The following is an 11,570-nucleotide window of genomic DNA, read 5'->3' on the forward strand; positions in this document are numbered from 1 at the left end:
AAGTTGGACCAAACATATCAAGCGGCGCTTCGGCGCCGCTTTTGTTTTGGGTCAATAGACGCAAATCTTGAAATCGCTCCCGACCCAACAGGCGGGATCGGCTTTGGAGCGTTTCGCTTCTCCCCAACGGGAGTTGACGCCGTCGCGCGTCAGCCCTCTCACTTCCGCGACGCCCGGCGAAACGATGGCGACGCTGATCAACGTCACGCCGTCAAATCCAGACTTTCCGCTTGGCTCGATCGCGAAGCTGCCGCCATTGTCAGGCGTGAATTTGCACGTCCCGTTGTAGGGCGTCATGCCATTGCCGATGACGACGCATTTGGCCGTTTTAGCGTCGGCGTTCGCGACAAAAACCTGCTGCGCCATGATGACTGACACAATCAAATAGGCAATTCTTCTCATGAAAGTCGCTCCCATTGTCCAACGGCCGCCACGCAGGAAGGCATGAGATCATCCAGCGGCCGCCGCGCCGCTTCGACGATCAACGCGCCGACGACGCCGAGCGCGCCCATGAGCAGAAAGAAATATAGGCTTGGGACGCTTGACCAAAAACTGCCGAGCCACCCCGCCATAAGATTGCCGAGAAACATCGAGGTGAACCAAAAACCCATCAACGCCGAGCGCGAACCTTGAGGCGCGACATGCGAAACGAGCGACAAAGCGATTGGCGAGAAGTGCAGCTCCGAAACGGTGATGATGGCAAAATAAGCGAGTAGCCAAAGCCAGCTTGCCTTGCCGCCGTCGCTCGTCCAAGCAGCGAGCGCCATGACGCCATAACTCGCCGCGACGCCAAGACAGCCAAGCGACATTTTGCGGATCGTCGAAGGCTCGCGCCCGAACCGCGAAAGCCAGGCCCATAGCGAAACAAGCGGAGGCGTGAAGAGGAAGATCATCAGCGGATTGAAGGCCTGAAACCACGTCACCGGAAGTTCGGCGCGCCATCCGAAGACATCGAGGCCGCGATCCGTCGATTGAGCGGCCCAGAGTGCGATCGTATTGCCCTGCTGCTCGAAAGCCGCCCAGAAAAGCGCGGAGGGCGCAAAGAGCAATAGAAGCGTGAACAGGGACCTTCGAAAATGGGCGTGCGTCTGCGCCGTCGGTTTGCGCCTTTCGTTACGAGACGGCTCCGGCGGCAGACTCGGGAGACCGATCACGTAAGTCACAAGTCCGATGACCATGCCGACGCCGGCGCAGGCGAAGCCATAATGCCAACCGATCGTCTCCCCGATTGTTCCGCAAACGAGCGGCGCGAAGAAGGCGCCGATATTGATGCCGACATAGAAGATCGAATAGGCGCGGTCGCGACGAACGTCCGTCGGCGCGTAAAGCTCGCCGACCTGCGTCGAGATGTTTGGCTTGAAGAAGCCGCAGCCAGACGCGATGAGAAGCATCGCGATTAAGAACAAGGAATCGTAGGCCATCATGAAATGTCCGGCCGCCATCGACGCCGCGCCGATGACGATCGCGCGCGTGCGACCGAGCCAACGGTCGGCGATGAATCCGCCGACGATCGGCATGAGATAAACGAGGCCGGTGTAGAGCCCGTAGATTTGCGAGGCGAAAGGCTGTGGACCGAGCGGACCGGAAAGCGTTTCGAGCCCACGCTTCAATGTGGCAAGGCCCAACGCCGTTTCCATGCGCTCCGGCGTCAGGAGATACTCGACCATATAGAGAACGAGTAGCGCCCGCATGCCGTAATAGGAAAAGCGCTCCCACATTTCCGAAGCGAAGAGGAAGGCGAGTCCGCGCGGATGGCCGAGAAAATTGTGGCTTCGCGTCATTCGCTCTAACAAAACCAAGCCCACGCCAGCTTGCGCGTCGCAGTTCTATAACGATGGCTCGATCGCCTCAAATCGCCCCCACGTCGAGGCCCGCCGCCACGAACATCCCCAGTTCGCGGCCTTCGTCGATGAAATCTTCGCGCCATTCGCCGCGGCAGATGAGCGGCTCGCGTATCGCGCGCCAGCGCAGCCCCGTCACGATCGTCTCGACGCCGCGTCGCGTTCCCGTCCCATCATGGCCGGCGCGGATGTAAAGCGCATAAGGCATGCCCTGGGCGCGCTCCAGCAACGGATAGTAACAACGGTCGAAGAAGTCCTTGAGCGCGCCGCTCATGTAGCCGAGGTTTTCGGTGGTTCCGAGTATGACCGCCTGAGCGGCGAGAACATGTTCGGGCGTCGTGACGAAAGGGCTGAGCGCCTCAACTTCGACGTCCTCGACCTCTGGCGAACGCGCGCCGCCGATCACCGCGTCGCGCAGCCGTTCCGTATTGCGCGATGGCGCGTGCGCGATGATCAGCAGACGCTTTGGCAAGCTTGCGCGGCTACCAGGGATGAAATTCCGGCACGTAAATCAGCTTCATACAGATCGCCACAGCGATGACCGCAAGCATCGCCAGCAGCGCGCTATAACCGATAACCGAATAGACCGACGCGTCGTAAACAGTGTCCAGGACTCTGAGCGCGTATGCTCTTAATGCGCCGTCTCTTTCCGCTGTCTGTTTCGCCATGACCGCTCCTCCTTTTGGAAGCGGGCGCGACTGACTTCGCCCTTAGGTGCAAAGGTAGGGGACTCGCGGGCCGGCGCCAATCTACTTTTAGCGATTATTTGATGGCTCCAGTTGGTTGAGAGCGCTTGTGGATCGGCGCTTATCGGCCAATTCGACGACTTTGGCCTTTTGCGATTCTGACATCGACATCCAGCCGGCGATCTCGGCGCGCGTACGGCCGCAGTCGACGCAAATGTCGTCCCGATTGAGTTCGCAAATTTTTATGCACGGACTGTCGACCACGAACCCACCGATAAATGGCGCGACGCCGAAGCGACTGCCAGAACCTTCCGGCCGCGCTATAGGATGGAGCGCAACGCGCGTCAAAATCGCCAGACGGTTCTTCGCGCAAATCTTTCTCTCTTCATTCAAATCGACTAGAGGCGTGCCATGACGAGGATCTTCATCGACGGTGACGCCGGCACCACCGGGCTCGAAATCCGCGAGCGGCTCGCCGGGCGCTCAGACATCACGCTCCTGGCGCTCCCGCAGGAAAAGCGCAAGGACGTCGCCGCCAAGCGCGACATTCTCGCTTCCGTCGATATCGCCATTCTCTGTCTGCCAGACGAGGCGGCGAAGGAAACCGTCGTCCTCTGCGACGCTCTCGGCGGCCAAGGCCCAAGAGTGCTCGACGCCTCCACCGCCCATCGCGTCGCGGAAGGCTGGGTCTACGGCTTCGCCGAGCTCTGCCAGGGACAGGCGGCGGCGATCGCCAGTAGCCGCCGCGTCGCCAATGTCGGCTGCTACGCTACCGGCGCCATTGCGCTCATTCGTCCGCTCGTCGACGCCGGACTCATCCGGCCAACCCAGCCGCTGACGATTAACGCCGTCTCAGGCTATTCGGGCGGCGGCAGGCAGATGATCGAAGCCTATGAGAGCGGCAAGGCGCCGGCTTTCGAGCTTTATGCGCTCGGCCTCGAGCATAAGCATGTGCCGGAGATCATGGCGTATGGAAAGCTCACGCAGCGGCCGCTTTTCGCACCCTCCGTCGGCAATTTCCGCCAGGGCATGCTCGTCTCGATTCCGCTGGTGCTTGACGCTTTGCCCGGCAAACCCAAGGCCGGAGATTTGGAAGGCGCCTATGCGCGCCACTACGCCGACGCGAAACACGTCCGCTTCGCGTCAGCCCCGGCAAGCGGCAAGCTTGACGCGCTCGCGCTGAACGGGACTGACGACATGGAAGTCTTCGTCATCGCCAATGAGGCGCGGGGTCATGCCCTGCTTGTCGCGAGGCTCGACAATCTCGGCAAGGGCGCGGCCGGCGCGGCGTTGCAAAATCTCGATCTGATGATGGGAAAGTGAAGTGACTAGTGAGTGGTGAATAGTGAGTTGCGCTATTCACTACTTCCTACTTCCGATTCACTCCACGTAGGCGGTGGCGCCTGCGGGAAGCTTTGCCGCGACATCCTCATAACGGCTGGTGCGCTTGTCCATCATCGTTTCGAAGGCTTCATGCACTTCTTGGACTGAGCGAACCTTGAGCCGCCGGCCCTGCTGCTCATAGAAGATCGGCTTATTGGCGCGAGCGGGCTTCGGCAGCAGCGCCGCCGCCGACGTTTTCGGCGCGTCTTCCACGGTTTTCATGAAGCGCTCGGCGTCGTCCGGACCCAGGAAGTGGATGAGATAGGTCTCGCCAGAGGTTAGCGGACGGCCGATCTTTTCGGCGATTCTAGCGCTATCCTTCTTCAGCATTTCGGCGGCGAGAGCGGCTGAAAGATATGGGTCGTTGCGCAAATTGAGGATTTGCGCCCGCTTCTGGCCGCTGACTCGCGGCCCCTCATCGCTCGCGATCGCCGCCGCCGTATCGCCGTGGCCGTGACGCCAGCCGAAGGTTTTCATCGCCTTAAACCACGTCTTCTCGACAAATTGGAAAAGGCCGCTCGCAGACGATGTCCGGGCCTTCGCCGTCGAGGAGAAATTCGATTCCTTGTCGGCGATCGCCATGAGGAGCGCCGGATCCATTTCCGTCGTCTGAGCGGCCTTGACGACGTGCTCGACGATCGACTGCTGTACCTTGACCGACCCGAACCGCATTACGCCAGGCGGGTCTGAGAAATCATCATCGTCGAGACGATGCGACCAGGTGAGCGCCGCCTGCTCCAAAGAGAAGTCTGAGTCGAGCGCCGTGTCGTCTTCGACCGATTCCGTCGTCAGCGCGGCCAGCGGGAACCCGGCGGCGCGTAAGCGTGTGGCGCGGGCGGTCCGCTCTGGACGAGGCGCGTCCTCGCGTTGGGAGCTTATCGCCAATACCGCGAGCACAGAGAGAAAGGTCGCAACGCAGAGCGCGCGCAACAGAGGAGAACAGGAATGATCGAGAAGGAAGCCCGACAGACCCCGGCGGGACGAGCCCTTGGACTGCCGACGTGAACGGGGCGGCGCAGTCTTCTTACCTTTCGAAGGCGGCGGAGCGTTCGTCAGCGTAACCGTCATGCTTCGCGGGTTCTCCACATTTACGCAAAGTTTGCGTAAACAGAAGGTTACCTGCGAGGCAGGGCAAAAAATCGGCGCCCGAGGCCATGATTGCGCCACAATCGCGATAGCGCCGCAGACGCGCAATCGCGCGTCAGCCCTTGCTTTACAATGATTTCTGTAGATGAACGGGCCGCAGCCGCCACAATGGCGCCATCAGCCGAATGGCCGCGCGCCGAAGCGATGTCCCGAAAAGGAAAGCTCGCGTCCCTAAAAGCTCGCGTCCCTAAAAGAGATTTGTCACTTTGGAGAGCATGCCCTGGAGCAGATGGTATTCCGGGCCGGCGGTGGGGGTCGTGCGCGAGATAAAGTCGATCGGCTTGCCGTCCTCCATGCCGTAATCGGCGACGCGCTGAACCTTCTTCGACTTGTCGAAATAGACCGCATAGACGCGCTGGTCAGTGATGCTTTGCGGCATGAAGGCGAGGGAGCGCTCAATGCGCTGGCTGACGTAATACCAGGCGTCGCCGCCGACAGTGGACGTCGTCGATGGCGTGCCAAGCGTCGACATCACCTGCTGTGCCGACATGCCGGGCTTGACCTGTGAGGTGCTGCGCGAATCAAGAACGGCGCCGCGATTGACGACACCCTCATATCCAAGGCAGCCCGAAAGCCCGACGGCAATGCTGGCGATGGCCGCCCCGCGAAAAACGCTGCGCAAGGTCTGCGCCATGAAAATCTCCACAATCTTGTGCCGCGGCGCCCGCGCCCGGTCGATCATTCGTCGCCAAATCCGTAATCTTCGGACGCCGCGAAAGCAAGACAGCGCTTCTTGCATCGCGCCGCGCTGGCGTCTGTGCGTCGGCGCACATATTTGGTTGAAGGAATGAGGCGAGCAGGAGGCGACGCAATGAACGAAGCTTTTGAAGCGCATCCGCCATTGACGCGCCGTCTTGCGGTTTCCGACGTGCCGCCCGAAGGCCTCGACCTCGATATTGACGCGACGCCGGCTGAATGTGCTTCGTTGGCGCGGCATAATGCGTTGCCGGCGGTCCGCGCGCTTCACGCCGAGCTGCGCGCGCGGCGATGGCGCGTGGACGGACTGGAGATCGACGGCGAATTGCGCGCCAGCATCAGGCAAACCTGCGTCGCGACACTCGAGGAATTCGACTCGGAGATTGTTGAGCCCATCCACATGCGCTTTGCGCCGCCTCCGGACGAGACTCCACGCAGCCGACGACGCCATGAGGAGTCGACCGAAATTACCCTGGATGAGGATCCGCCAGACCCGTTGATCGGCGGCGGCGTTGATCTCGGCGGCGTCATCTCAGAGTTCTTTACGCTGGCGCTCGATCCCTATCCACGCAAGCCGGGGGCGCATTTCGTCGAGCCCAAGCCTGATGACGGATCGCTCGAAATCTCGCCTTTCGCCGCCTTGCGCCGGCTCAAGCCGCGCGGCGAGTGAGGCGAGACATCATAGGCACTTGCGCGCATGGCCGGCAAATGGCAAGTCGCCCGCGGGGGCGAGAGCGCGGACGCGCTTCTCGGACGCGTCACAAAGCCGGTCAATAATTTAAGACCGCGGATCGGGCGCGCAGTCGGGAGAAACGTAATAAATGCCGCAGACTGTTCGGATCGCGCTCGACGCGATGGGCGGCGATTTCGGTCCGAAGGTGACCATAGCGGGCGCGGCCAGCGCGCTCGAACGGCGTCCGCACAGCCGCTTCCTGCTGATCGGCGACGAGCCGGCGATCCGCGCGCAGCTTGAGCGCCATCCACGCCTCGCCGAATGCGCGGAAGTGCGTCACTCTTCCGTCTCAATCCGCATGGACGACAAGCCGAGCCAAGCGCTGCGCTATGGGCGTCGGGTCTCGTCGATGTGGCTCGCGATCGAGGCGGTCAAGAAAGGCGACGCCGACGTCGCGATTTCCGCCGGCAACACCGGCGCTCTCATGGCAATGGCCAAAATATGCCTGCATACGATGGCGCGCGTCGATCGGCCGGCCCTCGCCTGCCTGTGGCCGACGCTGCGCGGCCAATCCGTCGTGCTCGACGTCGGCGCCTCGATGGGCGCCAACGCCAGCCATTTGGTCGATCTTGCGATCATGGGCGCGGCGATGGCGCGAGTGATCCTGGGACTTGAGCGTCCGACTGTGGGTCTCCTCAACGTCGGCACCGAGGAAATCAAGGGCATCGAGGAAGTGAAGGCCGCCTCGACCAAGCTGCGCGACCTTGCTTTGCCGGGCTTCGACTATCGCGGCTTCGTTGAGGGCGACGGCATCGGCAAAGGCGTCGTCGACGTCGTCGTCACCGAGGGCTTTACCGGCAACATCGCCCTTAAGACCGCCGAAGGAACGGCCGCGCAGATCGCCGCCTATCTCAAAGAGACGATGGGCGGCACGCTGCTCGCCAAGCTCGGCTATTTTCTGGCGCAGGGCGCCTTCCGCGAGCTTCGCGCCAAAATGGACACGCGGGCGACGAATGGCGGCGTCTTTCTCGGGCTCGAAGGCATCGTCATCAAGAGCCATGGCGGCGCCGATTCAGTCGGCTTTGCCCGCGCTGTCGAGATCGGCCACGAGATGGCCGGCAGCGATCTGCTCAATCGAATTCGCGACACCGTCGCGCTGGCGCACAGGCTCGGGGAACAGGACGGCGCCGATTCAATTAGTCCTCCCCGGGAAACCGCTCAGTGACGACAAGCATTCCGCAACTGCGCTCGGTCGTTCTCGGCGTCGGCGCTTATCTGCCCGAGAAAACGCTCACCAATGGCGAATTGGCCAAGCTCGTCGACACGAGCGACGAGTGGATTGTCCAGCGCACCGGCATCAAGGAGCGTCATATCGCCGCCGAAGGCGAGACGACGTCGATGCTCGGCGAAAAGGCGGCGCGGGCAGCGCTCGCCAACGCCGGCGTTAGCGCGGATGACATCGACCTGATCATCGTCGCGACGTCGACGCCGGACTGGACCTTTCCTTCGACCGCGACGCAAATTCAAGCAGCGCTCGGCATTGCGCATGGCGTGGCCTTCGATCTGCAGGCCGTGTGCTCCGGATTCGTCTTCGCGGTCGCCACCGCGGAAAAATTTCTACGTTCAGGCTCGCACAAGCGCGCGCTCGTAATCGGCGCCGAAACATTTTCACGGATCATCGATTGGACAGATCGCACGACCTGCGTGCTGTTTGGCGACGGCGCTGGCGCCATGGTCCTCGAAGCGCGACCGTCTCAGGGCGGGATCGAGGAGCGCGGCGTGCTGACGACGCATCTGCGTTCGGACGGACGCCACCGTGCGAAGCTACATGTCGACGGCGGCCCTTCGGCGACGCAGACCGTCGGCCATCTGCGCATGGAAGGCAAGGAAGTGTTCCGCTTCGCCGTTGGACAGGTGACCGACGTCGTCAAGGACGCTTTCGCCGCGACTGGGCTGACGGCTGAAGACCTCGACTGGTTCGTGCCGCATCAGGCCAATCGGCGAATCATCGATATGTCCGCGCAGAAGCTCGGCATCGCTCCGGAAAAGATCGTCGCCACCGTGCATCTGCACGGCAACACCTCTGCGGCCTCCGTTCCCCTGGCGCTGGCCGTCGCAACGGCGGATGGGCGGATTAAACAGGGCGATCTTGTCATGCTCGAAGCGGTCGGCGGCGGCTTTACGTGGGGATCGGCGCTGATACGCTGGTAACCTCGCGTAATACAATAATATTTCGCTTAAACCCAAATATTGCAAAGAATTATTTGCGCATGAATACAAGATGCGCTTGCCTTCCATACCCAATTCTGAAAAATTCCAACAAGGTGGGAGAATCCCGTAGTGGGCCGCGGAACATAGAGCGCGACCTTTAGAGCCCTGTCGTTTCCGCTCCGAACCGCCCGCCGCTGTCGGGATTTGAGAACAGTAGGCTGAAAATGGCCCAGGGCGACGGAATCGGTAAGCCGAACGGCGAGGCGAAAGAAAAGCGCATTGTCAGGACGCTGACCCGCTCTGATCTCGCTGAAGCAGTTCATCGGCGGGTGGGGACGCCGCGAGCCGACTCCGCGAAATATGTGGAAATGGTGCTCGAAGAGATCTTCCAGCACATCGTCGCCGGCGAAGACGTCAAGCTTTCATCTTTCGGCGCGTTCACGGTGCGGGCCAAAAAAGAGCGGATGGGACGCAATCCGAAGACCGGTGACGGCGCTCAGATTTCTGCTCGGCTCGTTGTCGCCTTTAAGCCCTCCAACGTGCTGCGGGCAAAAATCAACGGCGGATGATCGTTTAGCGCTACAAGCGCCATCGCCGCTTGACAAGCCTTGGCGCGCCATGCGCCATCCATGCATGGCCAAAAGCCGCGCGGTCTATGTCTGTCAAAACTGCGGCGCTGTCGCTTCGCGGTGGCAGGGTCGCTGCGAGTCATGTGGCGAGTGGAACAGCCTCGTTGAAGAGTCGAACGCCGGCGCCGGTGCGGTCACGCGCCGCGCCGCCCGCGGTCGAGCCTTTGACCTTGAGGGGCTCGCTGGCGAAGGCAAGCCGGCGCCCCGGATAGCCACCGGACTCGACGAATTTGATCGTGTCACCGGCGGCGGCTTCGTTCCGGGCTCAGTGTTGCTGCTCGGCGGCGAACCCGGCATCGGCAAGTCCACTCTACTGATCCAGGCATGCGCGACTCTGGCGCGACGCGGCGCGCGCGTCGTCTATATTTCTGGCGAGGAGGCGGTCGCCCAGGTGCGCCTGCGCGCGGCTAGACTGAACCTCGCCGATGCGCCCGTTGAGCTTGCCGCCGCTACTCAGGTCGAGGACATTCTCGCGACCTGCGCGACAGGCGCGCGTCCGGCGTTGATCGTCATCGATTCGATTCAGACCATGCATACGGACATGGCAGAGTCGGCGCCGGGAACGGTGACGCAGGTGCGCGCCAGCGCCCAGGCGCTCCTGCGCCACGCCAAGACGACGGGCTCGACGATCGTTCTCGTCGGCCATGTCACCAAGGACGGACAGGTCGCAGGCCCGCGCGTCGTCGAACACATGGTCGACGCGGTCCTGTCTTTCGAGGGCGACGGCGCGCATCATTTCCGCATGCTGCGCGCCTCCAAGAATCGATTCGGCGCGACCGGCGAGATCGGCGTTTTCGAAATGACCGGACTCGGTCTTGCGGAAGTCGCCAATCCGTCCGCGCTTTTCCTTGCCGGCCGCGACGCGGGCGCGCCGGGCGCAGCCGTCGTCGCCGGCATGGAGGGGCAGCGTCCGTTGCTGATCGAAATTCAGGCGCTCGTCGCGCCCACGTCCCTCGGCACGCCGCGGCGCGCCGTCGTCGGCTTCGATCAAAACCGCCTCTCCATGATTCTCGCCGTGCTTGAGGCGCATGGCGGGCTCAAGCTTGGCATGCACGACGTCTATCTCAACGTCGCTGGCGGCTTCCGCGCCGACGAACCCGCCGCCGACCTCGCTGCCGCTGCGGCGCTCGTCTCGTCTCTGACGGGCGCTGTGCTGCCTCCCGACATGTGCTTTTTCGGCGAGATCGGACTTTCGGGCGCCGTGCGGCCCGTCATTCATCCCGGCATGCGTCTGCGCGAGGCAGGAAAACTTGGATTTCGTCACGCCGTCGTCCCGCAGTCACAACAAATTTCAGACGATGCCCGCAGCGCTGGAGTGACGATCCGTCCCTGCGGGGACGTTGGCGGCCTCGTCGCCTCTATCGCCCGCATGTCGGCGCGCGAAAAACCATCGCGCGCGGCTAAAGACCCTGCGCTTTAATGTTTCCGACTGGCGTAAAGATGCGTTAGAAGGCTGCAAGTGCGAAAGCCATGACCTGCCGGAACGACTTGCCTGACTGAGGCGCAAAGTTGACACAGGTTCCGGAGAGGGTCGTGCGAGCGCCGTCGGAAGGCGGCCAACAGCCCATTCAGAAGCGTTGAGAGCTCAGGGCGAACAACCAAGAGGCCAGCGATGCCGTCATATCTGGATTTGGCAGTGATTACCGTCGTTTTGGTGTCGGGGATGCTCGCTCTTTTGCGCGGCTTCACCCGGGAGGTACTTGCAATCCTCTCCTGGGTCGCCGCGGCGGCGGCGGCATACTTCTTCTATCCGCTCGCCCTGCCCTACATCAAACCGTACATCAGCAAGGATGAGATTGCTCTCGCGGCCGCCGTGGCCTCGGTGTTTTTCGTCGCTCTGGTCGCCGTTTCGCTTATCACGGTGAAGCTCTCGGACGTCATTCTCGACTCGAAAGTCGGCGCGCTCGACCGCACGCTGGGCTTCCTGTTCGGCGCCGTCCGCGGCGCGCTGCTCGCCGTCGTCGCCTTTGTTTTTTACAGCTGGCTCGTGCCCGAAACGAATCAGCCGGAATGGATTAAGGACGCGCGCGCCAAGCCCTTCCTTGTCGCCGGCGGCGAGAAACTGCGCGAAATGCTGCCCGACGACATCGACAGCATCGTCGCCAAGATCAAGGCCAAGAAAGGCGCTCCTGTGAACGAGGAGCCTCCGGCTGACGTTGAACCCGAAAAGATCCAGCCAGCGCCGAGCGACGCAAACGTCGAGAGCCCGGCCGAGGCCGCGCCGGAGTCAGCCGACAAGCCTGAATGATGGTCTTGCGGATGGACCCCGCCGCTGGCACATATGACGGGAATGCGACGCCCGGGC

General features: G+C 62.2%; 14 protein-coding genes. 7 read left to right on the forward strand and 7 right to left on the reverse strand.

The window, feature by feature from the left end; genetic code table 11:
- Positions 1-51: 51 nt before the first annotated feature.
- The 5 genes from FEV16_RS12350 to FEV16_RS12370 all read right to left on the reverse strand — a co-directional run bounded on the left by FEV16_RS12350 (position 52) and on the right by FEV16_RS12370 (position 2,791).
- The gene (locus tag FEV16_RS12350; RefSeq protein WP_138167939.1) at positions 52-402 is read right to left on the reverse strand and encodes a hypothetical protein; all 351 of its coding nucleotides are present in this window, start codon (positions 400-402) and stop codon (positions 52-54) included.
- Positions 399-1,781, reverse strand: a complete 1,383-nt coding sequence (locus tag FEV16_RS12355) for a peptide MFS transporter (protein WP_138167940.1) — start codon at positions 1,779-1,781, stop codon at positions 399-401. Before FEV16_RS12355 ends, FEV16_RS12350 begins: the two co-directional genes overlap by 4 nt.
- 67 nt (positions 1,782-1,848) lie before the next feature.
- The gene (locus tag FEV16_RS12360) at positions 1,849-2,313 is read right to left on the reverse strand and encodes a flavodoxin family protein (RefSeq protein WP_138167941.1); all 465 of its coding nucleotides are present in this window, start codon (positions 2,311-2,313) and stop codon (positions 1,849-1,851) included.
- A 10-nt stretch (positions 2,314-2,323) separates the two neighbouring features.
- Positions 2,324-2,509: a hypothetical protein gene (locus FEV16_RS12365; protein ID WP_138167942.1), complete on the reverse strand. Its 186-nt coding sequence runs from the start codon at positions 2,507-2,509 to the stop codon at positions 2,324-2,326.
- An 87-nt stretch (positions 2,510-2,596) separates the two neighbouring features.
- Positions 2,597-2,791, reverse strand: coding sequence for a DUF1289 domain-containing protein (locus FEV16_RS12370; protein WP_138168050.1), 195 nt, complete (start codon positions 2,789-2,791; stop codon positions 2,597-2,599).
- A gap of 147 nt (positions 2,792-2,938) precedes the next feature.
- Between FEV16_RS12370 and argC the strand changes: the two genes are divergently transcribed.
- Positions 2,939-3,850: an N-acetyl-gamma-glutamyl-phosphate reductase gene (argC, locus tag FEV16_RS12375; RefSeq protein WP_138167943.1), complete on the forward strand. Its 912-nt coding sequence runs from the start codon at positions 2,939-2,941 to the stop codon at positions 3,848-3,850.
- A gap of 57 nt (positions 3,851-3,907) precedes the next feature.
- On the opposite strand, the gene FEV16_RS12380 is transcribed toward argC, so the two are convergent.
- Entirely contained in the window at positions 3,908-4,978 is a 1,071-nt protein-coding gene (locus FEV16_RS12380) for a transglycosylase SLT domain-containing protein (protein WP_138167944.1), read from the reverse strand.
- 265 nt (positions 4,979-5,243) lie between these two features.
- Positions 5,244-5,690: an outer membrane protein assembly factor BamE gene (locus FEV16_RS12385; RefSeq protein WP_138167945.1), complete on the reverse strand. Its 447-nt coding sequence runs from the start codon at positions 5,688-5,690 to the stop codon at positions 5,244-5,246.
- A gap of 177 nt (positions 5,691-5,867) precedes the next feature.
- On the opposite strand from FEV16_RS12385, the gene FEV16_RS12390 reads away from it, so the two are divergent.
- The 6 genes from FEV16_RS12390 to FEV16_RS12415 all read left to right on the forward strand — a co-directional run bounded on the left by FEV16_RS12390 (position 5,868) and on the right by FEV16_RS12415 (position 11,513).
- The gene (locus tag FEV16_RS12390; protein WP_138167946.1) at positions 5,868-6,422 is read left to right on the forward strand and encodes a DUF177 domain-containing protein; all 555 of its coding nucleotides are present in this window, start codon (positions 5,868-5,870) and stop codon (positions 6,420-6,422) included.
- A gap of 151 nt (positions 6,423-6,573) precedes the next feature.
- Entirely contained in the window at positions 6,574-7,650 is a 1,077-nt protein-coding gene (plsX, locus tag FEV16_RS12395; RefSeq protein ID WP_138167947.1) for a phosphate acyltransferase PlsX, read from the forward strand.
- Positions 7,651-7,658: 8 nt separating this feature from the next.
- Positions 7,659-8,636: a beta-ketoacyl-ACP synthase III gene (locus FEV16_RS12400; protein WP_138168051.1), complete on the forward strand. Its 978-nt coding sequence runs from the start codon at positions 7,659-7,661 to the stop codon at positions 8,634-8,636.
- A 224-nt stretch (positions 8,637-8,860) separates the two neighbouring features.
- Positions 8,861-9,205 (forward strand): integration host factor subunit alpha, encoded by a 345-nt coding sequence (locus FEV16_RS12405; protein WP_138167948.1) that lies wholly within the window; start codon positions 8,861-8,863, stop codon positions 9,203-9,205.
- Between the two features lie 64 nt (positions 9,206-9,269).
- Positions 9,270-10,685, forward strand: coding sequence for a DNA repair protein RadA (gene radA / locus FEV16_RS12410; protein WP_138167949.1), 1,416 nt, complete (start codon positions 9,270-9,272; stop codon positions 10,683-10,685).
- A gap of 192 nt (positions 10,686-10,877) precedes the next feature.
- Positions 10,878-11,513, forward strand: coding sequence for a CvpA family protein (locus FEV16_RS12415; RefSeq protein WP_138167950.1), 636 nt, complete (start codon positions 10,878-10,880; stop codon positions 11,511-11,513).
- Positions 11,514-11,570: the final 57 nt, after the last annotated feature.

This window comes from Methylocystis sp. B8, assembly GCF_005771425.1.
Lineage (GTDB): Bacteria > Pseudomonadota > Alphaproteobacteria > Rhizobiales > Beijerinckiaceae > Methylocystis.